Source organism: Undibacterium sp. Ji42W (assembly GCF_049340405.1).
Lineage (GTDB): Bacteria > Pseudomonadota > Gammaproteobacteria > Burkholderiales > Burkholderiaceae_D > Undibacterium.
Window position 1 is genome coordinate 84,114 of sequence record NZ_JBMPOV010000013.1, and the last position, 20,380, is coordinate 104,493.

A 20,380-nucleotide genomic window follows, 5' to 3' on the forward strand; every position below is an offset into this window, starting at 1 on the left:
TGCGCCATGCGCACTATTCGCACTATTTGCACCATTCTCGATATTTGCAAAAATAAAAGCCGGTGCGCATGGCGCACCCCACAACATCGGTACTACATCAATTGATCAGGCTTTCATGAAGCCTGATCAATTTCCTTTTTACTTTTAATACTGCTCAGGTAAACACCAAACATATCTGCCATGGCGTCTGCATAGTCATCTATCCTGTCGGCAGGATAGCCATTTGACGATACATGTTCACCGGCACTGCTGAGGGTGGTGGAAATCAGTTCTTCAACGATGGAACGTGTTGCTGCTGTTGCCGTGGGCAGCAATTCCTCAATAAATACCTGCACGGTCTGGTCCCAGTATTGCCATGCTTCCTGTGCTTCAGGATCATCGTTATACTGCGGGGCGATATCGGTCAAGGCATTGCGCATCTGCGCTTCTTCACATTCTGAACGAATGAAAGCATGGACCAGGCTACGCAAGCGCTGCTGCGGTACTTGTTGGGTATCCTGTAATATTTCGCGCAACATGCCGCCAGTCTGCCGCCATTCATCACTTTGCAGGCGAAACAGAATGGCCGCCTTGTTGGGGAAATACTGATACACAGAGCCTACGCTGACGCCCGCTCTTTCTGCAACCCGCGCCGTAGTAAATTTTTGTGCGCCTTCCCGCTGCAAAACCTGGAGGGCCGCTTCCAGTATGGTCGCGACCAGATCAGCCGAGCGACTTTGTTGGGGCCGCTTTCTTGAAGAAATAGGAGGAGTCCGGAGTTTGCTCATGGGAATATGTATCACGCATTAAGGTCTAGTACAATTTTACCGCGGGTACGTCCGCGCGCGGAAAGTTCAAAAGCTTCCTTGACTTTGGCGAGTGGCAAAACGGTCTCTACATATGCCTTTAATTGACCCGCTGCAAGCAATTTGCTGATGGACTCAAGTTGTCCCGGGTCGGGCTTGCACTGTACACGCGCTACGCCTACACCATGTTGCAAGCCCTCGTCCTTAGGGAAGGCTACCGAGGTTACTAAAAAACCTCCTTTTTTAAGCGTCGAAAATGCCCGCTTAAAAGTATCACCACCAACGGTGTCGAAAACCACATCGATGTTCCGCACGACCTGTTCAAATGGCTGTGCAGTGTAGTCGATAAAAACATCCGCACCCAGGCTGCGTACAAATTTCTCGTTGCGCTGCGAAGCCATTGCAGTGACATGCGCGCCTGCATCCTTGGCAAGCTGGATCGCCATGGAACCGACACCGCCAGAACCACCCGTGATCAATAGGCGTTGGCCGCTGGCGAGTTTCGCCAGATCGAATATCGCCTGCCATGCAGTCAGGGACGCAAGAGGAACGGCCGCAGCATGAATGAAATCCAGCTGCTCAGGTTTAATGACCATATCGGCTGCCTTGACCACGGCATAGTCAGCAAAAGCGCCAGATTTGACGATGCCGTAAACCGCATCTCCTTTCTTCAGGCTGGTGACGCCATGGCCCAGCTTTACTATAGTGCCACTCAATTCGCTGCCCAGATGAATGGGCAAAGTCATGCCCATACGCTCACCCGCGCCATCCCGGATTTTCCAATCTACCGGATTAATACCGGCTGCATGCACTTTCACCAAAACCTCGCCATCTCCAACTTCAGGGCGATCAATAGCGAGACAATTCACCACACCATTGTCACCATATTCATTGATCACAATTGCGCTCATTTTTTCTCTGATGTTTTCGCTCATATTTTATTCCTCAGCTCAATTTGTTCTTAATTTGTTCTCAATTTGTTCCCGCTTGGTGCAGCCATGATAGGCTAAGGTCTTTACGATGTGATGCCAGCATGCATCGCTGAAAGGCCAATGTGCAGCAAGCATCTTTTAGTCTTCACCGTGGCGTCAAATTGCAGGGCGGCGGTGAACCCATGCATTCCCACGGGCAGGCGCAACTGACTTTTGCCGCCTCGGGGATGGTACAAGTACATACAGGAGAGGGACGCTGGCTTGTGCCCAGCCAGCTTGCGGTGTGGATACCGGCAGGGGTTGAGCACCATGTCGAGGTGCTGACGGATGCCGAACTCTGGATGGTGTACTGGGAGCCATCGATCTTAAAAGCCTGGGCTCCGCCAATACCCCTGGAGCGGGCATTTGCATTGCGGATAACCCCACTCATGCGCACCCTGCTTGATACCGCTTTTGCAAGCAATGCTACAGCGGGCAAGAGCGAACTTGTCGTCCGCTTAATGCTGCACGAACTGACTGAAACAGCACATGCACCTACGTTTATTCCCTTGCCCACGAGCGCCGTTGGGCAGCGCATTGCCAATGTCGCTTTTGGCGACCGTCGTAATCAATTGAGTGTGAATGAAATAGCCTCACGCGCCGCCACCTCAGTGCGCACCTTGAGCCGTGTGTTCCAGGCCGAAACCGGGCTCACTTTCAAACTTTGGCGGCAACGGGCGCGTATCGTGCTGGCGATGGACAGACTAGCCCGGGGAGTAGCGATTGCGCAGGTGGCTGCAGAATTAGGGTTTGCCAGTACCGCTTCATTTTCATGTGCCTTCCGTCAGGTCACCATGCTGACACCCACGGATTTTATTGGCACTGCAGATAAAAAAAGCTCCTGAAGATCAGAAGCTTTTTCTTTACGGCAACAGTATAGAAAACGATCAGGTCGCCAGTGTCATCAAACTCGCATTGCCACCCGCAGCGGTGGTATTCACACAGAGTGCCCGTTCAGCCATCAGACGCCACAATGGTATTTCTGCATGGTCCTGGGTTTCTACAACGGAGACGATGGCGTCATCCAGACCGGCAAACAACAGCTTGTAATGCGACAACAAGCCACCTTCCACCAATGCCAGTTGTGCACCGCATTGTTCTGCTTCAGCAGCGATGATGAGCTTGCTGACTTCGGCTGGCAAGCCCGCAGGCAGGATAGCCAGGGTTTGTGCAGGCAAGACAGGCAGGTTGCCAGTGGCCAGTGTTGCCGCCAATTGGTTGATGATGCAATGGACTGTAGTTGCCGCGCAAAAGATGCGGCCACGCGGCGCAAATGACAGGGTGTTGCGCTCGCCAGTTGGGCCAGGCAAGACCTGGGTCACTTTGTAAGGGCTGTTGTGGGCATAGTGTTCACCCAGCTCCGCGATTTTTTGGTGACCCTGTTTTTGCGCCCAGACCAGCAAGGCTTCGAGGGCAGGTGGTGACTGGCGTTCATACACGGTATGTCCACCCAGACCAGTGACGGGTGTGCGTTGCAGGCGCTTCAGGTACAGCGGGCCGCCAGCTTTGGGGCCGGTACCGGATTTACCTTCACCACCAAATGGTTGTACACCCACTACTGCACCGACGATATTGCGGTTCACATAGATATTGCCGACATGAGCGCGGGAGATGATGAAATCAATGGTTTCATCAATGCGGGTATGGATACCCAGGGTTAAACCAAAACCGGTGCCATTGATCTGGTCTATCAATGCGGGCAAATCATTACGCTTGTAACGCAAAACGTGCAGTACCGGGCCAAATACTTCTTTTTTCAGGTCGTCGAGATTGGCAATTTCTATGACTGTTGGTGCCACAAAAGTACCAGCGCGGCAGGCAGGTGCCAGATCAAGAGTGTAAAAAGACTTGGCCTTGCCACGCATGCTATTGATATGGCTCATCAGGTTGTTTTGTGCTTCGGCATCGATGACTGGGCCGATATCAATGGCCAGGCGGTCAGTCTGGCCTATGCGCAATTCCTGCATGGCACCGTGCAGCATTTCTATGGTCTTGTCGGCGATATCTTCTTGCAGGCACAGTACGCGCAGGGCAGAGCAACGCTGGCCGGCACTGTCAAAAGCTGAGGACAAGACATCATTGACGACTTGCTCGGGCAAGGCGCTGCTGTCAACGATCATGGCATTCTGGCCACCTGTTTCTGCAATCAGCGGGATATCGATGCCTTCAGCCACAGCACGTTTCGCCAGCGTGCGGTTGATGATTTGTGCGACTTCAGTAGAGCCTGTAAAGATCACACCCTTGACGCGGTGATCAGCCACCAACTGCGCACCAACGACTTCTCCCGTGCCTGGCAAGAATTGCAGGGCACCACGCGGCACGCCAGCTTCATGCATAAGCTGTATGGCGCGATAGGCAATCAGCGGGGTTTGCTCAGCCGGTTTGGCCAGCACGACGTTACCGGCCGCCAGCGCGGCACTGACTTCACCAATGAAGATGGCCAGCGGGAAATTCCATGGGCTGATACAGACGACCGGCCCCAAGGCCTGGGTATTTGGCAAGCTTTCTACCTGGACTGCGTAATAGCGCAAAAAATCGACAGCTTCGCGTACTTCTGCCAGTGCATTTGGCAGGGATTTACCGGCTTCGCGTATTGCCAGCGCCATGAAATCCAGGGTTTGCGCTTCCAGCAAATCGGCGGCTTTTTTCAGGGCGGCGGCACGTTCTACCGGGGCTGTGGTTTGCCAGTCCATGGCATATTGTTCTGCTGCATGCAGGGCTGTTTGCACATCCTGGGCATCGGCTTCGATGACCTCGCCAACGATATCAAGCTGGTTAGCCGGGTTATTCACAGGGCGTGCCTGGGTAGCAGATACCTGGCCGTGGAGGATAGGTGCTGCGATCAGGGTGTGTTGGCTGCTCTCAGCAAAGTGGGCGCTTATTTTTTGCAGTTCCAGCTCATTGGAAAAATCCAGGCCAGAAGAATTTTTTCTTTCCTTGCCAAACAAATCCTTGGGCAAGGCAATGACTGCATGTGGTGCTCCACCCAGTTCACGCGAAACGGCGATAGGGTCAGCCAGCATGGATTCTATCGACACATTTTCATCAACAATCTGGTTGACGAAGGAAGAGTTCGCACCGTTTTCCAGCAGACGGCGCACCAGGTAGGCTAGTAAAGTCTGGTGAGAGCCCACCGGTGCATAGATACGGCAAGGCTTGTCCAGCTTGTCTTTGCCAACGACCTGGTCATACAAGGTCTCACCCATACCGTGCAGACACTGGAATTCATAATCAGTGATACCGGCTTTTTGTGCCCAGGTATAGATGGTCGACAAAGTCAGGGCATTGTGCGTGGCAAACTGTGGATAAATCACATCAGTCGCAGCCAGCAGTTTTTGTGCGCAAGCCAGGTAAGACAGATCGGTATACACCTTGCGGGTGTACACCGGGAAACCACTCATGCCATCGACTTGCGAACGCTTGATTTCTGCATCCCAATACGCTCCCTTGACCAGGCGTATCATGAACTTGCTGCCACTGCGGCGAGCCAGATCAACCAGATAATCGATGACGAAGGGGCAGCGTTTTTGATAGCCCTGTACGACAAAACCTATACCTTCAAAACCCTTGAGGTCGGTATCAAAAGCCAGTGCTTCCATCAGATCCAACGACAATTCCAGCCTGTCGGTTTCTTCTGCATCGATATTCAGGCCGATATTGTATTGTTTGGCCAGCAACAGCAATTTTTTCAGCAAGGGCAGCAATTCACTCATCGTGCGCTCACGCTGAGCGCGTGAATAACGCGGGTGCAGGGCAGACAGTTTGACTGAAATACCAGGGCCATTTTTAATGCCACGACCATTCGAGGCCTTGCCTATCGCATGGATCGCGGTTTCATAGGCTTTGTAATAGAAGGCCGCATCCTTGCCTGTCAGCGCCGCTTCACCAAGCATGTCATAAGAATAGCGGTAGCCGCGTTTTTCATTGTCCTGGCTGTTTTTCAGGGCTTCTTCTATAGTTTGGCCGGTGACGAACTGGTTGCCCAGCATGCGCATGGCCATATCAACGCCTTTGCGTATCAACGGTTCGCCACCCTTAGCGATCAGGCGTGTCAGGGCAGAGCCCAGGCTTTGTTCGCTATTCGTGCTGACCAGCTTGCCAGTTACCAGCAAGCCCCAGGTGGCGGCATTGACGAACAATGAAGGCGATTCACCCAAGTGCTTGCGCCAGTCGCCTTTGCTGATCTTGTCGGCAATCAGGCGATCAGCCGTCTGGTGATCGGGGATGCGCAACAAGGCCTCGGCCAGGCACATCAGGGCCACCCCTTCTTCGGACGACAAAGAAAATTCATGCATCAGGGCATCAACGCCGGAAGCACGGGTACGTTGCTGGCGGACATTGGTGACCAGGCGGTGTGCCAGTTCTGCAACACTCTTTTGCTGGTCCTCATGCGCATTTACATTACCGAGCAGCCATTGCACAGCATCTGGTTCTGATCGGCGGTATGCTTCAGTTATGGCAGTCCTGAGGGGGCTGGCAGGAGGGAGCAGCTCTGCTTGCAGGGCAGAAAAAGGCGTGTTATTAGTTGGCACAGTCATCACAATCATATAAAAATAATCAAAACAAATATGATTTCATTGTATAGATGCTCTTCGAGGATTAATTCTGGAAATCAGAACATATATCGAAATTTTCTATTTTGTGAGAAAATTATGCCGAATATTATTAACCACCACACTGACGATTTTTGACTTCTTATGCTCGACAAAATCAGTAAAAGAATTCTGGCCGAATTGCAAAACGATGGCCGTATCAGTAATGTAGAATTGGCAACAAGGGTAAATCTTTCCCCTGCTGCCTGCCTGGAACGCGTGCGCAAGCTGCAAGAGTCCGGCTACATACTAGGATACACAGCCCAGCTCAATCCGCATCTGCTCGATGTGGCCCTGTTGGTTTTCATAGAAGTTGTGCTCGACCGCACGACACCAGACGTGTTCGACGCTTTCCGGCGTGGCGTACAAGCCATCCCTGAAGTGTTGGAATGCCATATGGTGGCCGGTGGCTTCGACTACCTCGTCAAGGCGCGTGTCAAAGACATGAATGCCTACCGCGACTTTCTTGGTAAATCACTGCTGCAATTGAACGGCGTGCGCGAAACGCATACCTATGCAGTGATGGAAGAAGTTAAAAATACCAGTTGTCTGCCGATTAAATAACTATTCAGCAGGCATTTCATCACTGATACTCTTCAGACTCTTTATGAGCCTGGCATACATGCCGCATTCTTTGTAGACGCGGCATGTTTTCATTTACGTGCCAGATTCCCCATCAATGCTTGCCCGATAACGCCAGCTTAATACCGAAAGAAACAAACATCACACCAATGAAACGGTTCAGCCACAGCGTGACAGCCTGATTGACACGCATGCGCTGTCTCGCAAATGCAGTCGAGATAGCGAGGAAGTGGCACCACAACATGCCATTAAAATTGAAGATGCAACCCAGGACGATCAAGGCCAGTGGCTTGTTGCTGGCATCGGCGGCAATAAATTGCGGCACAAAAGCCAAAAAGAAAATCGCGACTTTCGGGTTCAGGATATTCGTCAGAAAGCCCTGCATGAAAATCTTTCGATGGCTGAGTACCGGCAGGCTAGCTGTAGACTCCGTATTCGCTTCAGCAGATTTTGCCCTGCTTAACAGCATGGACGTACCTATATATAAAAGATAAGCCGCACCAGCCAGTTTGACAATAGTGAAAGCCGTTGCAGAAGTAGCGAGCAAAGCCGACAAACCCAGCGCCGCAGCCATGATGTGCACCAGCGTACCCGTACCTATGCCCATAGCTGCTGCTGAGCCAGCACGCCAGCCCTGCGTTGCGCTGCGTGTCATGATGAGGATGGAATCGGGCCCGGGGGCGATATTGAGCAAAATACCGGCGATGATAAACTGGACAAGGTCTTGTGTGCCTAACATGAATACTCCTAAGTAGATGGGCGGACAAGGGCTTTATTATAATCGGCAATGAAAACCAGACCGATCTTCTGTGCAGCGATTCATCAACTATCTTTCACTACATTTATGCCTATTCATCCCAGCGTCAAAAAACTTTTGCTGAATATCATGAGAACATTTCCTGATGTGGCGAGGCGTATGATGCTCATTGCAAAGCGGCATCGTAGTATCGCCATTTGCACGACAGAGATGATGGGGGAGTTCGCCAGGCTAACTACACAGGCCATGCGTGAAGATAACCGGCAAGTCGTGCAGTCGCATCTGTTGCTAATGTCCGAATTGTTGAGAACAGCCGACGAGATAAGCAGAGAATATATTGATGTATATGATGTAGAAGAATTGTTTTATGGACTACCTCTTAAGCAAAAGAAACATGCCTGGCCATGGCTGCCAGCTAACTTAAAACAACGCTATGTTGCCATGTGGGGTGATATCGCCTGACTTCTATAGTAGGGTGCGCCGTGCGCACCGGGTTTTTCTTTGTGATTCAAGCAGATGGTGCGCATGGCGCACCCTATTGGTGGAATTGATCATTTTTTTAAAAGACAGCAATGATGAAAAAGCCCCTTGACTACGACTGGGTTTGCCATGCATGTGCCGCAGAAAACGGCAAATCTTTAATGCGGTGCCAGGCTTGTGGCTGCGCTGCTTTTGCATAAAATTGATTTGCAGATATCGCGTGACCTGGCGACGACTGTGCTGTTTTGGGTTTTTACAGGCGGCATAGCGTTTTTCTTCAAGTTGGCGGCGTAGTTCTGAATCGGGCGTTTTGTGCTCCCGCAATAATCCCTTTTCCAATTTGTTGCATAATGTCGTTTTTAGCAGGCATTTTCGTTTAATTTCGAAAAATTAAAAGTGTTCACCGGGTCCGGTGGAAGCTTGCCGCTAGCTTGTTCAATTTCTCCAGTATTTCATGTCTATCTCTGCGCAAACAACCATATCCCCAGACTTATCCACAGTGCAAACCCTGGCAGAATTATTTGCCTGGCGGGTTGCACAAACCCCTGATGCAGAAGCCTACCGGCAATTTGACGAGCTAAAAAACCAATGGATATCTTATTCATGGCAACAGACACAGGGACGCATGCAGGGTTTTATCAAATCCCTGTCGCCATTGGCGCTGGAGCACGGTTCGCGTGTTGCCATACTGCTGCCGAATGGCTTGCATGCCGTCTGCATGGACCAGGCGGTGCAGGCTTGCGGTTTTGTGCCGGTACCCATGCATGCGCTGGATAACCCGGCCAGTATTGCCTATATCCTCAGTGACAGCGATGCCGCGTTTTTGATCGCGGCGACAGACAGACAATGGAAAGAAATTGCCGGTGTAGGTCTGGAGTTGCCCGCCTTGCGCCAGGTTGTTGTTCTTGAAAAAACGCTGGAGGCGGCAGCCTTGCCAGCCAGTGTTCCTGTCATGCAAATCGATGAATGGCTGGCCAGCGCAGCGCATCTGCAGCCCACTGTAAACGCCCCGGCAGCCGATGACCTGGCAGCCCTGGTCTACACCTCGGGCACGACCGGCAAACCCAAGGGTGTCATGCTGACGCATACCAATGTGGTGTCGAACGTCAAGGCAGTTGTCCACAGGGTGTCGCCTGTCATCACTGATGTGTTTTTATCTTTCCTGCCCTTGTCGCATACCTTTGAGCGCACTGCCGGTTATTACCTGCCAGTGGCGGCAGGTGCCTGCGTTGCCTTCTCGCGCTCGGTCAAGCAATTGCCGCAAGACTTGCTGGACGTGCGGCCAACGATCTTGATTTCTGTGCCGCGTATTTATGAGCGTGTGTATGGCGTGATCCAGACCAAACTGTCGGCGTCCAAACTCCAGGCGAATTTGTTTAATATGGCGATTGCCACTGGCTGGCGCCGTTTTAGTCGTAATCAGGGTTTGCTCAAGGGCGATGGCATGACAGCCTTGTTCGACAGCCTGCGCTGGCTGGTGCTGGAACCTTTGATTGCCAGCAAACTCAAGAACCAGTTTGGTGGGCGCTTGCGGGTGGCTGTCAGTGGTGGTGCGGCCTTGTCACAAACAATTTCGCAATGCTTCCTCGGCCTGGGCATACCCATCGTGCAGGGTTATGGCATGACCGAGACTGCCCCTGTGGTTTCCTTTAATGCGCCGGATGATAATGATCCGGCCACCGTCGGCCGCGCTGTTGAAAATGTAGAAGTGCGTATAGGCGAGAATGCAGAATTGCAGGTACGTGGCCCGAATGTCATGCGCGGTTACTGGAAGCGGGAAGAAGATACCGCCAAGACCTTTATCGATGGCTGGTTGCGTACTGGAGACCAGGCGTCGATAATTGATGGCCGGGTGCGTATCCTGGGCCGTGTGAAAGAAATCATCGTCACCTCGACAGGTGAAAAAATCGCCCCGGTTGATCTGGAACTGGCGATCATGAATGACGTGGTGTTTGAGCAGGCTTATGCATTTGGTGAGAACTCACCGTTCATTGCCTGCGCTGTCGTGCTGAGCCGTGCTTACTGGCTGGAATTGTCCAGCTCGCTGGGCTTAAACCCTGACGATGCTGCCAGCCTTAGGTCACCACAGGCCCAAAAAGTGGTCGTGCAGCGTATCAAGGCGTTGACGAAGAACTTTCCCTACTACGCTCAACCACGCGCGGCGATTTTGACGCTGGAACCGTGGACGGTCGAAAACACCCTGATCACGCCTACCCTGAAGCTCAAGCGCAATAACTTGCTGGCGCATTTTGCCCAAGATATCAAGGCTGTTTACACGCGTTGATAGATTGTGGTTGATCTTAATTGCTGTTGATAAGTCCAGAATTATTCACATGCGGATGCTGCTGACTCTAGCATCCGCATGAATGTTTCTAACCAAACGGGATGAAATCTATACCGTTCTGTATCTTGGCCACTACCTGTACCTGATTTTCTGTACTCTCGCTAAAGCTGGCGAGTATGTCGGCTCTTGTCATGCCCTTGCTGACCTGCCCATTCCAATAATCAAAGCCTGCCTGGTCCGGTGCCCGGTGCAGCACATTGCTGTACAGAGCTGTCAGGAAGGCATTGTCAGAGATATTCGCTCCATACAATTGCTTGAACTCCGCTGAAATGACGAAGCTGGCAGCAACTTGGTTCAGGGTTGACCCCTTGTCCATCTGCCCTATCCAGTAACCCAGGCCTGGTAAATCCGGCGTGCGGTTGAAGGCCGCCTGATAAATGCGGTAAGCCACGCCAGCCGTGCTATTGATATCCAGCGCGACCGACATGTCGGCAAATTGCAAACGTTCTACCTGGCTGACAGTATCCGTGCCCTCCGCCCCGGTTTTATCCTGCACAGTAAAATTGGCACCTGCTGTGCTAATGATGAAGTCAGCCCGTTTGCCTGCATAAATGGCGGTATCCAGGCCAGCTCCACCATTGATGAAGTCATTCCCGGCCAGGCCGTTGAAACTGTCGTTACCAGCCGTTCCGTTCAGGTTGTCATTGCCTGCCGTGCCTACAATGCCGCCTGGCACAGCCTTGGCCACCGTAGTGAACGAATAACTACTGGTACCGATGAAGTTATTGCCAGCCACGTCCTTGATCGCACCAGAAGGTATGTTCAGCTTGTAAGTGCTGCCATTATTCAGGTCATTGGTGGGGTTGATGGTGACAGTATTGCCGCTGACCGTAACATTATTGCTTTGTGCAATATCGTAGGTGGCAACCACACTACCATCGGCATTCATGAGGCTGACGGTGCCGCTGCCGGCCTTCACTGTTTCACTGAAGGTCAAGACGATGTCGCTATTGGTTGCTACACCATTGGCCAGTGTGGCCGGACTGAAACTGATCACTGACGGTGGAGTGGTATCGCCAAAAAAGCTCAGCAGGTCCAAAACATCTTTGCCGTTGTTGAAGACCAGTCTTTCCATGTTCAACAGGGTCGCATGCAACTCGCCACTGGCACCAGAGAGCGTATCGACATGCACAGAACCGTCTGCCGCTAGCGTAATTTTGTACTCCGAACGCAAGGAAGTACCCAGAATCAGCGTGTCGACACCGCCCTTGCCATCGAGCGTAAAGGTGGATGGATTAATGACGGTCCAGGTGTTATTGCCGTCGTCGCCAACTATTGTTGCCATGATGCACTCCTCAAGTTCTTGGTTCAGGCCGCAGCCTGAGTGTGTACTATGCCTTGCTGGTCAATTGCCAGAAAACGCAGTCCGGTTTGCTGCAGATACGCTAGCGCATCCGCTTGTTTCAACATGCCTATCGTCGTGCAACTGCCAGCCAATGCCGCCAGTGGCGCCAGCACGCTGATGCTGCGCCAGTGATTCACCGGCATGCCTGTATGTGGGTTAAGGATATGGCAATAACGCTGCCCGCCCACTTCACAATATCTTTCATAATCACCACTGGTTGCCAGCGCCCCTGCCGTCAAAGGGATGCTGGCCGCGATCTTGTCTTGCTGGCGCGGGTCTTGTATGCCCATGACCCAGGGTTGGCCATCCGGCTTGGGGCCAAGCACCCTTATATCACCACCGAGGTTCACATAGCCATGCGTGACGCCTGCGGCTTCCAGCACAGCCGCTGCCCGGTCTGCCGCATACTCTTTGCCAAAGCCACCAAAATCGATTTCCATGCCTGCCTGTGGCAGTCTCAGCTTGTTATTTGTTCTTTCTACCTTTTCCCAGCCTATGCGCTGGCATAAAGCCTGTAACTCATTTGCTGCTGGTACTCTCTGGCTCTTGAAATCCCAGGCCTGGCGCAAGATACCTGCCGTGATATCGAACAAGCCATCACTGGCCTGGTGCAGGGCCTGGGCATAATCAAACAGGGCCACGGTTTCTGGATCGCAGACCACGGCATCATTACCTGCCTCGGCATTGATGCGCGAGACTATGCTGTCTGGTCTGTAACGCGAATACTTGACCTCTATCCTGCGCACTTCGGCAATCGCTTCCTGTGCTTTGGCAAACATAGTCTGCTCAGCGGTATCCGCGATAACGACTTCACAGGTGCTGGCCATGGCCTTGAAAGGGATACGGTAAATCTGCATAAAACCAAATTCATTCACTAAAACTGCCGCGACAAGCCAAGCTGTATGGTCTTGGCATCAAACGGCAATAAGCCCGTGCTGCCACTGCCAAACAGACGGTATGAGGCACGTTGCTGGTATTGCTCAAATTTCACATCGACCTGCCAGTCTTCATTGATCTGCTTGGCCACCTTGATACCCACAGTGCGTGCGCCATAGGCGGATACCCTCTGGTCTTCAGAATAATTCTGGGCACCATCTGGCGGGTTGGGGGCAAACGGATAGATGTCCGGCTGCGCATCAACATAAAAACTGGCTGCGCTCTGGCTGTAAAAACGCACAAGCGGTGTGACGCTCCAGCCCTTGCCAAAAGGCTGGGTATATTCCAGATTGAAGGTATGCGACCTGATCTTCCAGCTATCGCCAAAATAACGGTAGCTGATACGCGCACTGCCGCCTGTGCCATCGAAATGGTGGTTCCAGCGTGTCAACAGTGTATAGCTGTTGCGCTCATCCGGGCGCTTGTCAAAAGCCTTGTAAGGATCAGAAAGATAGCCTTTGGCATGCGCGAGACTAAAATTGACCTGCACAATGTCATTCATGCTCATGACCTGGGTCAGACCCAGCAGGGCGTCAGTCACCTGCTTGTTTTCACCCCTCACCTTGCCGGTCGAGGCGCTGACAGTGTCATTGGCAAAACCCAGGCCCGCAGTCCAGGTGGTATTTTTATCTTCACTGAACTGGCTGCCCTGCAGTGACATGCCACGCGAAATATAATCGGATTCGCTCGATGCACTGGCACCCAGGGTCAGGGTATGGTGCGCGAAATAGCGGGTGACTTCAGCATCCAGCGCACGGCGAAAGTCCCTGAGCTTGACCAGGCCATAGCTATGGAAGGCTGGCGAGGCGCCGGAGATACTGTCCGTCACATAAGTCGCGCCGACCGACCATTCGTCGGACAAGGGCGCCATGATCTTCAGCGCACTGGCCTGTACCTTGACGCGGTCTTCACCGGGCTGGCTGTCTTTGTAATCAAGTAATTTGAGGCTGATGAGACCTTTGTCTGGCGCTGATTCTGCGTGTGCTGCCTGCATCATGGGCAAGGCCAGTGCAGCGGCCAGCAAGGTGCTGGCGAAATTGTCAGGAGTTATGGGCTTGACTGGTTTCATGCTTTTTTCCTGGTCTTAATCATGCTCATATTTATTCATTGATAGGGCTCGCGCAAAATTGTCCCAGCAAGGCTGCCGCTTTGTGAAACATCCCTTTCAAGGGATGTTTGTTTCCTCGGCAGACAATATATTGTCTGAAACCCCGACTACACCGTAGCGACGAAGACAGTACTTTAGTACCGAATCTTGCTAGATGCCGGAGCTACAACGTAGCTGGGGCGATTTTGCGTAAAACCTAATTAGTTACAACCACAGCCGCCACCACCAACACCTGCACCGCCAAAGGCAGATTCCTTGCTCGAATAGGTGTGTTCGGCGAACTTGATTTCCAGCAGGTCGTGGTCAAACGTCATTTCTTTTTTCGCCAGCTTGCCCTTTTCCCAGGGCTGCACAGCCTGCACCAGTTGCATATTGCCGCAGGCGCTGAAGGACAGAACCAGGCCAAGTAAGGCCAGTTTGCCCAGAAGTTTCCTGCTTATGAATTGTTTCATCATTTACTCCCCAAACTGCTGATGATTGCCTGTTCAATTTTTGCCTTGCTGGCTTCGTTAAATCCTGCGTGCTGCGAAATGATCTTGCCATCCCTGTCTATCAGTACACTGCTGGGCATGCCCTTGATTTCATATTGGCGCGGCATGATGCCTTTAGGGTCATAGGCTATCTGAAAATTGCCAGGCGTGGATTTCAGAAATTCCTGTGCTTCCTCAGGGTTGCTGTCGAGGTTGATCGCCACTACCTGCAAGCCCTGTGTGCCATATTTGCTTTGCATGGCATTCATCCACGGGAAGGATTGCTTGCACGGCCCGCACCAGGATGCCCAAAAATCAAGATAAACCACTTTGCCGCGATAATCAGCCAGTTGTACATTGCCTTTGCCAGCCTGAGCGCTGAATGCCGGTGCGGGTTTGCCAGTTTCCAGTGCCAGCGCTGGCAGACAGGTGCCTGCGACAATAGCCAGTGATGCGGTCGCTGCTGCTATCTTCAGTTTCAACAATGTCATGGAGCTGCCTTGCAGGATAAGTGTTTGCCAGTGCCATATCAGCTTTAGATCAGCTTGAGCGCAGACAACTGTGTTTTACATCCATCATAATCCCAGCGCAGAACAAATAAATCCTGGCTTTGGTAAAGATAGCAGGTTTTCTGTAATGAACTGTAACGGGGAAATGTCCTTAAAACAAGTCTGCTCCACAACAAGTTGCCCAAATGAATATATTTTCTATTGAAAAAGATATGACTGCCTAAAAACAACAAACTACATTGCTGTTTTGACCTTGCATACTGATCTGGCTAGCATTCATTTCATGGAAGATAACAATGGAGTTTAAAAAACAATGAACCGCCAAACCGACCAGCAATTTGACGATGGCCTGCACATACGCAAGCAAGTCATGGGTGACGCCTTTGTCGAAAAGGCATTCAGCAATACCGATGCCTTTACTGCACCGCTACAAGAGTTCGTTACCCGCAATGCCTGGGGCACAGTCTGGTGCCGCGATGGCCTGGATCTGAAAACCCGCAGCCTGATCACCCTGTCGATGCTGACAGCCATGGGGCGTGCGCATGAGATCAAGGGCCATGTACGCGGTGCCGTCAATAACGGCGCAAGTATGAAAGAAATACAAGAAGTACTATTACACGCCAGCGTGTATTGCGGCATGCCGCTGGCGATTGACGCTTACCGCTCTGCCCATGAAGTCTTGCTGGAGATGGGCAAGATAGACATCGACCAAACAATAGCCACCTGATATTCCTTAGGAAGCTGGTATGACAGAGAAAAGAAAAGCCATCGCACTCACTGAAGACGGGGTGACCCGTCCGTTTGCGGTAGAAGATGTGCCCTGGGATGAATATTCCCACGGCCAGAGTTTTGGTTCACGTTACCGCCAGCTAGGCCAATATGGCGGCTGCCAACACGTAGGTGTGTGCATGGAAGAACTGGCACCCGGCAAACTTGCCTGCCCCAACCATTATCATTATCTGGAAGAAGAGCAGTTGATGATGCTGGACGGCAGCCTGACCCTGCGCATGGGCGAGCAGACCTACCTCATGAAAACCGGTGATTACATGGTATTCCCGGCCGGGCAAAAGGTCGGTCACAGCCTGTTCAATCATACCGATGCGGTATGCCGCTACCTGGTCATCGGTGAGCGTAATCCACATGATGTGATTGTTTATCCGGACAGCAACCGCATCAGTGTGGTGCTGGCGGGCGAGGGATATGACAAGGCAGCCACGCTGCAATACTGGGAACGTGAGAAGGATTAATCACAGGCAGGCATGCACTGAAACGCCTTAAGCGCCCTTAAGTACATTTAAGCTCCTTAATTCCTCATTTGGTGTCATGACAGTGGCAGTCTGGCAAGAATTGCCGGATACTCCTGTCATTGCATCAGGTTGATGGAAAGGATGACGATGCGCCGCATGTGGCTTTTTTATACCCTGGCATGGATAGCCTATTCCATACTGATCGCTTTCGCGATACAGATTGACGGCTTGTCCAAAGGCCAGTTTGATTTGCAACTGGCGATGTATTCAGAAATCAATACCTTGCCTGCAGCCCTGACCCTGGCGTTTATCTGGCCCATGACCGGCTTCATGGAGCGCAAGGGTTTGCGGCCTCTGAGTATCGTGTTTACCCATATCCTGTTGTCGGTGGTATTCGGGTTTTTCTGGCACTATCTGGTCAGTGGTTTCATGCAAATGATCGTGCACGTCAAGGAAATCGAAGCCGTCCGGCCCCTGAGTGCCTATATCTGGCCTTTCCTGTACAGCCTCATGATGTATGGCGTGGTGGCGGCTATTTTCCATTCGGTGCGTTCCAGCGAGGCGCGCCGCGTACAGGTGCTGGCTGCGACCCAGGCCCAGGGTTTGCTGGTGGTGGCCGAGCTGGCCAGCTTGCGCAATAAACTCAATCCACATTTCCTGTTCAATACCCTGCATTCCATCATCGCCCTCATGCGCAAGGATGGCAAGGCGGCTGAGGCCGCATTGTTCCGCTTTTCTGACATGCTGCGCTATGTGCTTGATACCGAGAAAAACGGCACTACCCATGTCGCTCTCGAAGATGAACTCAATTTCGTCCGCGATTACCTGAATCTGGAAGCCCTGCGTCTCGGACACAGGCTCAATGTGCAATGGCAACTCGATGAAATGGCGGGTGGCTTTGGCATCCCGCCGCTGACCGTACAGCCGCTGGTAGAAAACAGTATCAAGCATGCCTTCAACCCGCGCAGCCAGCCTGGCAATCTGCTCATCAAAACCAGGCTCAAGGCCCTGCATGGCGAGCTGGAAATCACCATCAGGGACGATGGCCCCGGTGCGGACCTGGCCGATGTCCATGCCTCCAGCGGCATAGGTGTCAAAACCGTAGAGCGCCGCCTGCACCTTGAATATGGCAAACGCGCCAGCTTCAGCATAAATACCGCACCTGGGCAAGGTTTTGAAATATGCTTGATCATTCCTATCTCCTCAATGTGACGCTTGAGCGAATCAAATCATGAGTAAAATTAAAACTGCGTTCATTGCAGAAGATGAACCCCTGGCCCGCGAAGTCTTGCGCGATGCCGTCAGCGACAGGCCAGAACTCAGCCTCATCGGTGAAGCTGCCGATGGCGTCACGGCTCTCGCGCAAATCAATTTGCGGAAACCTGACGTGGTCTTCATGGACATACAAATGCCCGAAATGACCGGTCTTGAAGTCTTGCGCCGCCTCAGCCATTTGCCAGAAATTGTCTTCACGACCGCCTATGACCAGTATGCCGTGACAGCCTTTGAACTGCATGCCGTGGATTACCTGCTCAAGCCCTTCACCCGTGAACGCTTTGATGCAGCCGTAGATCGCCTGCTGGATGCCCCGCCATCGATGCAAGCCATGGAACATGCGCTGAATCTCGCCGCAGGCCGTGAAACCAGCAGGCTCGAGCGCATACTGGTGCGCGACCGTGGCCATATCTTCCCGGTCAATGTGAACGACATCGCCTACCTGAAGGCCGATGCCAAATACACCGCCATCATCGTCGGTGACCGGACTCACCTGGTCAGGCTGGGCATCACCGAACTCGAAACCCGCCTCGACCCGGCGCGCTTCATACGCATACATCGCTCGCTGCTGGTGAACCTGGATTTTGTCGAATCCATGAAAGCCGACGAGCAATCACAATTACGCCTGCATATGCGTGATGGCAGTGTGTTGCTGGCGAATCGCGAGGCTTCTCGCATGTTGCGGGATATGTCGATTTGAGTTTTTGTGGTTTTTTACTCTTTTCCCTTCAAGGGGAAGGTTGGGATGGGGATGGGTTTCTGTCGATTGACGATGCCCCTATTTTCTATGCCCAGCAGGAGCGGCTTCAGCTGCGAACAATACGCCGAACGCGTATTTCTGTCTGTATCGGCCATTCGCGGCTAAAGCCGCTCCTAAAGACATGGTTCCCCTGGCTCTGTAGCAGTTCGCGAACCTGATAAGCAATTCGCGCCCGTTTGGTCAGCCTTCGTCGCATACCCCGGCAAGCCTACCTCAGGCGCGGCAAGATACAGGTATCGCAAGCGGCGATGCAAACTACGGGAGACAGACGGTGAAACACTTTTTTCAATCTATTATTTTTGCGGCAGGTGTTGTATTAGCAATGACTGGCGTGGCACAGGGGGCAGAGTTGACAGTAGAAGTGACTGGGCTCAAAAGCGCCAAAGGCAAGGTCATGGTCGCTGTATATGACAAGTCAGAAAATTTCCTGAAACAACCTTACAAGGTAGCGGCTGCCGACGCCCAGGCTGACAAGGTCAAACTGCTCATTACTGGTTTACCGCCTGGCGATTATGCTCTCAGTGTGTTCCAGGACGAGAACAGCAATGGCAAGCTAGATACCAATCCCATAGGCATGCCTGTCGAGCCTTATGGCTTCAGCAATGATGCTGCGGGCAGCTACGGGCCACCCAGCTTTGCGCAGTCGCTGGTGCAATTGCCGGATGCTGGCAAGCTCATCAGCATCAAACTGCGCTAAGGGGCGAGCCATGGACAGGCGTCATTTCCTGCGCGGTGCATTGGCAGCGCTGCCAGCCGTAGTACTGCCAGCCGGAGCATATGCAGATGAAACCAGGGATGCCTTTCTGGCGAGCCTGCCGGCCCACCAACGTCTTGCTGTGCTCAGCAACCACGACGCAGATATACCGGGTGGTACGGCAGTTGTCGAAGGCCGCTGGCCTGCCGGTCTCAACGGCACTTTCTACCGCAATGGCCCGGCGCGCTTTGAGCTCGGTGATGAGCGCTATCGCCACTGGTTTGATGGCGATGGCATGGTACATGCGTGGCAAATGGAGCATGGCCGGGTACGGCATCAGGCGCATTTCGTGCGTACCAAAAAGTTTGTCGAAGAGTCTGCCGCAGGGCAGTTTCTCTATCCCGCCTTTGGTACCGGCTTCAGCCGCAGGCCAGTAGGCAATAATGATACGGTCAATACCGCCAACACCAATGCCGTGCCGCATGCAGGCAAGCTGTATGCGTTGTGGGAAGGCGGCTCGGCCACAGAGCTCAATCCGGCCAGCCTGGCGACCGAGGGTATCAAGACTTGGCGCGATGATCTGGCTGCCATGCCATTTTCTGCTCATCCAAGGATTTCGCCAGATGGTGTGCTGTGGAATTTTGGTGTGGCACCGGGTGCCAACAAATTGCTGTTATGGCGCATCGATGCCGATGGCAGCCTGGGCAAGTTCGGCATGGTCAATGTACCGCAATTACCCATGGTGCATGATTTCGTGTTAACGGCAAAGTACATGATCTTCCTGGTGCCACCGTTTGATTTGCGTAATTCACCGGACCAGAGCTATCTGGGCTCGCATGTCTGGAATGGCCAGCGCCCAATGCGTGCGGTGGTGGTAGATCGTGCAGATTTCAGCCTGCGCCGCATCATAGAAATGCCCGCAGGCATGGTCTTTCACTCCGGTAATGGCTGGGACGAAGGCAATACCGTACGGCTGGATGCCAGCATGGCGGCAGACGACAGCAGCCTCAGGGGCCTGGGTAGCATCATGCGTGGCGACACCGGGAAACTGCAAAATGCTGATACGGTGCTCATCACGCTGGATTTGAACCAGGGAACGGCACGCAGCGAAAAACTGATGAGCGCGACAGAATTTCCCCGCGTATCACCGATCGAGATGGGCATGCGTAACCGCCAGCTCTTCGTGACGACTGGCGACAAGTCATCAGAATTTGGCATGACAGGCATAGCCAGCATCGATATGGAAACGGGCCGCCAGGACAGATACAACTATGGTCAGGGTTGGGTAGTCGAAGAACACATCCCCGTGCCCAAGGTGAGGGCTAAAGGGGTATGGCTGCTGGGCGTGGCTTACCATGTGAAAAATGCGCAGACGGTGCTTAACGTCTTTGATGGTGCGCATTTGTCACAAGGCCCACTGGCCCGCGCACGCCTGCCCTATGCCGCACCATTATGCTTTCATGGTAATTTTTTGGCGGCGTGAGGCTGTCCTGAAACAGGGGCTAGCTTGCCAGCCCCTGTCCAC

At 52.7% G+C, this 20,380-nt stretch carries 19 protein-coding genes; 10 read left to right on the forward strand and 9 right to left on the reverse strand.

Annotated features, from left to right (window positions below; genetic code table 11):
- Window positions 1–113: 113 nt before the first annotated feature.
- Window positions 114–767: a TetR family transcriptional regulator gene (locus ACO0LG_RS24670; RefSeq protein ID WP_423030426.1), complete on the reverse strand. Its 654-nt coding sequence runs from the start codon at window positions 765–767 to the stop codon at window positions 114–116.
- A gap of 11 nt (window positions 768–778) precedes the next feature.
- Window positions 779–1,720, reverse strand: coding sequence for an NADP-dependent oxidoreductase (locus tag ACO0LG_RS24675; protein WP_423030428.1), 942 nt, complete (start codon window positions 1,718–1,720; stop codon window positions 779–781).
- Between the two features lie 119 nt (window positions 1,721–1,839).
- Between ACO0LG_RS24675 and ACO0LG_RS24680 the strand changes: the two genes are divergently transcribed.
- The gene (locus ACO0LG_RS24680; protein ID WP_423030430.1) at window positions 1,840–2,601 is read left to right on the forward strand and encodes an AraC family transcriptional regulator; all 762 of its coding nucleotides are present in this window, start codon (window positions 1,840–1,842) and stop codon (window positions 2,599–2,601) included.
- Between the two features lie 42 nt (window positions 2,602–2,643).
- Here the strand turns inward: ACO0LG_RS24680 and putA are convergent, their stop codons facing one another.
- Window positions 2,644–6,303, reverse strand: coding sequence for a trifunctional transcriptional regulator/proline dehydrogenase/L-glutamate gamma-semialdehyde dehydrogenase (gene putA, locus ACO0LG_RS24685; protein ID WP_423030432.1), 3,660 nt, complete (start codon window positions 6,301–6,303; stop codon window positions 2,644–2,646).
- Between the two features lie 150 nt (window positions 6,304–6,453).
- On the opposite strand from putA, the gene ACO0LG_RS24690 reads away from it, so the two are divergent.
- Complete coding sequence (locus ACO0LG_RS24690; RefSeq protein ID WP_110254407.1) at window positions 6,454–6,912, forward strand: Lrp/AsnC ligand binding domain-containing protein; 459 nt, start codon at window positions 6,454–6,456, stop codon at window positions 6,910–6,912.
- A 112-nt stretch (window positions 6,913–7,024) separates the two neighbouring features.
- On the opposite strand, the gene ACO0LG_RS24695 is transcribed toward ACO0LG_RS24690, so the two are convergent.
- Entirely contained in the window at window positions 7,025–7,669 is a 645-nt protein-coding gene (locus tag ACO0LG_RS24695; protein WP_423030434.1) for a LysE family translocator, read from the reverse strand.
- Between the two features lie 147 nt (window positions 7,670–7,816).
- On the opposite strand from ACO0LG_RS24695, the gene ACO0LG_RS24700 reads away from it, so the two are divergent.
- Both ACO0LG_RS24700 and ACO0LG_RS24705 read left to right on the forward strand, forming a co-directional pair.
- Window positions 7,817–8,149 carry a DUF7674 family protein gene (locus tag ACO0LG_RS24700; RefSeq protein WP_423030436.1) on the forward strand — a complete coding sequence of 111 codons (333 nt, stop codon included), beginning with the start codon at window positions 7,817–7,819 and terminating at the stop codon, window positions 8,147–8,149.
- A gap of 472 nt (window positions 8,150–8,621) precedes the next feature.
- Window positions 8,622–10,451 carry an AMP-dependent synthetase/ligase gene (locus ACO0LG_RS24705; RefSeq protein ID WP_423030438.1) on the forward strand — a complete coding sequence of 610 codons (1,830 nt, stop codon included), beginning with the start codon at window positions 8,622–8,624 and terminating at the stop codon, window positions 10,449–10,451.
- Window positions 10,452–10,539: 88 nt separating this feature from the next.
- Here ACO0LG_RS24705 and ACO0LG_RS24710 read toward each other — a convergent pair whose 3' ends face one another.
- The 5 genes from ACO0LG_RS24710 to ACO0LG_RS24730 all read right to left on the reverse strand — a co-directional run bounded on the left by ACO0LG_RS24710 (window position 10,540) and on the right by ACO0LG_RS24730 (window position 14,861).
- Window positions 10,540–11,796: a DUF4214 domain-containing protein gene (locus tag ACO0LG_RS24710; protein ID WP_423030440.1), complete on the reverse strand. Its 1,257-nt coding sequence runs from the start codon at window positions 11,794–11,796 to the stop codon at window positions 10,540–10,542.
- Between the two features lie 23 nt (window positions 11,797–11,819).
- Window positions 11,820–12,731 (reverse strand): FAD:protein FMN transferase, encoded by a 912-nt coding sequence (locus ACO0LG_RS24715; protein ID WP_423030442.1) that lies wholly within the window; start codon window positions 12,729–12,731, stop codon window positions 11,820–11,822.
- Window positions 12,731–13,861 (reverse strand): DUF3570 domain-containing protein, encoded by a 1,131-nt coding sequence (locus ACO0LG_RS24720; protein WP_423030444.1) that lies wholly within the window; start codon window positions 13,859–13,861, stop codon window positions 12,731–12,733. The genes ACO0LG_RS24715 and ACO0LG_RS24720 overlap by 1 nt, the downstream gene beginning before the upstream one ends.
- 239 nt (window positions 13,862–14,100) lie before the next feature.
- On the reverse strand, window positions 14,101–14,352 hold the full coding sequence (locus tag ACO0LG_RS24725; RefSeq protein WP_423030446.1) for a DUF4266 domain-containing protein: 252 nt from the start codon (window positions 14,350–14,352) through the stop codon (window positions 14,101–14,103).
- Window positions 14,352–14,861 (reverse strand): TlpA family protein disulfide reductase, encoded by a 510-nt coding sequence (locus tag ACO0LG_RS24730; protein ID WP_423030448.1) that lies wholly within the window; start codon window positions 14,859–14,861, stop codon window positions 14,352–14,354. Before ACO0LG_RS24730 ends, ACO0LG_RS24725 begins: the two co-directional genes overlap by 1 nt.
- A 331-nt stretch (window positions 14,862–15,192) precedes the next feature.
- Between ACO0LG_RS24730 and ACO0LG_RS24735 the strand changes: the two genes are divergently transcribed.
- The 6 genes from ACO0LG_RS24735 (at window position 15,193) to ACO0LG_RS24760 (ending at window position 20,338) form a co-directional block, all read left to right on the forward strand.
- Window positions 15,193–15,606 carry a carboxymuconolactone decarboxylase family protein gene (locus tag ACO0LG_RS24735; protein WP_423030450.1) on the forward strand — a complete coding sequence of 138 codons (414 nt, stop codon included), beginning with the start codon at window positions 15,193–15,195 and terminating at the stop codon, window positions 15,604–15,606.
- Between the two features lie 19 nt (window positions 15,607–15,625).
- Window positions 15,626–16,126 carry a cupin domain-containing protein gene (locus tag ACO0LG_RS24740; RefSeq protein WP_423030452.1) on the forward strand — a complete coding sequence of 167 codons (501 nt, stop codon included), beginning with the start codon at window positions 15,626–15,628 and terminating at the stop codon, window positions 16,124–16,126.
- Window positions 16,127–16,273: 147 nt separating this feature from the next.
- On the forward strand, window positions 16,274–17,338 hold the full coding sequence (locus ACO0LG_RS24745; RefSeq protein ID WP_423030454.1) for a sensor histidine kinase: 1,065 nt from the start codon (window positions 16,274–16,276) through the stop codon (window positions 17,336–17,338).
- A 19-nt stretch (window positions 17,339–17,357) separates the two neighbouring features.
- The gene (locus tag ACO0LG_RS24750; RefSeq protein ID WP_423030456.1) at window positions 17,358–18,101 is read left to right on the forward strand and encodes a LytR/AlgR family response regulator transcription factor; all 744 of its coding nucleotides are present in this window, start codon (window positions 17,358–17,360) and stop codon (window positions 18,099–18,101) included.
- A gap of 331 nt (window positions 18,102–18,432) precedes the next feature.
- A complete protein-coding gene (locus tag ACO0LG_RS24755) occupies window positions 18,433–18,858 on the forward strand; it encodes a DUF2141 domain-containing protein (protein WP_423030458.1) in 426 nt (141 codons plus the stop codon).
- Window positions 18,859–18,868: 10 nt separating this feature from the next.
- A complete protein-coding gene (locus ACO0LG_RS24760; protein WP_423030460.1) occupies window positions 18,869–20,338 on the forward strand; it encodes a carotenoid oxygenase family protein in 1,470 nt (489 codons plus the stop codon).
- Window positions 20,339–20,380: the final 42 nt, after the last annotated feature.

Excerpts from the sequence above, each read along its gene's own strand:
- ACO0LG_RS24710 (WP_423030440.1), bottom strand. The coding sequence starts at position 11,796 with ATGGCAACAATAGTTGGCGACGACGGCAATAACACCTGGACCGTCATT.
- ACO0LG_RS24740 (WP_423030452.1), top strand. The coding sequence starts at position 15,626 with ATGACAGAGAAAAGAAAAGCCATCGCACTCACTGAAGACGGGGTGACC.
- ACO0LG_RS24725 (WP_423030446.1), bottom strand. The coding sequence starts at position 14,352 with ATGAAACAATTCATAAGCAGGAAACTTCTGGGCAAACTGGCCTTACTT.
- ACO0LG_RS24745 (WP_423030454.1), top strand. The coding sequence starts at position 16,274 with ATGCGCCGCATGTGGCTTTTTTATACCCTGGCATGGATAGCCTATTCC.
- ACO0LG_RS24700 (WP_423030436.1), top strand. The coding sequence starts at position 7,817 with ATGAGAACATTTCCTGATGTGGCGAGGCGTATGATGCTCATTGCAAAG.
- ACO0LG_RS24760 (WP_423030460.1), top strand. The coding sequence starts at position 18,869 with ATGGACAGGCGTCATTTCCTGCGCGGTGCATTGGCAGCGCTGCCAGCC.
- ACO0LG_RS24730 (WP_423030448.1), bottom strand. The coding sequence starts at position 14,861 with ATGACATTGTTGAAACTGAAGATAGCAGCAGCGACCGCATCACTGGCT.
- ACO0LG_RS24695 (WP_423030434.1), bottom strand. The coding sequence starts at position 7,669 with ATGTTAGGCACACAAGACCTTGTCCAGTTTATCATCGCCGGTATTTTG.
- ACO0LG_RS24670 (WP_423030426.1), bottom strand. The coding sequence starts at position 767 with ATGAGCAAACTCCGGACTCCTCCTATTTCTTCAAGAAAGCGGCCCCAA.
- ACO0LG_RS24675 (WP_423030428.1), bottom strand. The coding sequence starts at position 1,720 with ATGAGCGAAAACATCAGAGAAAAAATGAGCGCAATTGTGATCAATGAA.
- ACO0LG_RS24750 (WP_423030456.1), top strand. The coding sequence starts at position 17,358 with ATGAGTAAAATTAAAACTGCGTTCATTGCAGAAGATGAACCCCTGGCC.
- ACO0LG_RS24690 (WP_110254407.1), top strand. The coding sequence starts at position 6,454 with ATGCTCGACAAAATCAGTAAAAGAATTCTGGCCGAATTGCAAAACGAT.
- ACO0LG_RS24705 (WP_423030438.1), top strand. The coding sequence starts at position 8,622 with ATGTCTATCTCTGCGCAAACAACCATATCCCCAGACTTATCCACAGTG.
- ACO0LG_RS24720 (WP_423030444.1), bottom strand. The coding sequence starts at position 13,861 with ATGAAACCAGTCAAGCCCATAACTCCTGACAATTTCGCCAGCACCTTG.
- ACO0LG_RS24735 (WP_423030450.1), top strand. The coding sequence starts at position 15,193 with ATGAACCGCCAAACCGACCAGCAATTTGACGATGGCCTGCACATACGC.
- putA (WP_423030432.1), bottom strand. The coding sequence starts at position 6,303 with ATGATTGTGATGACTGTGCCAACTAATAACACGCCTTTTTCTGCCCTG.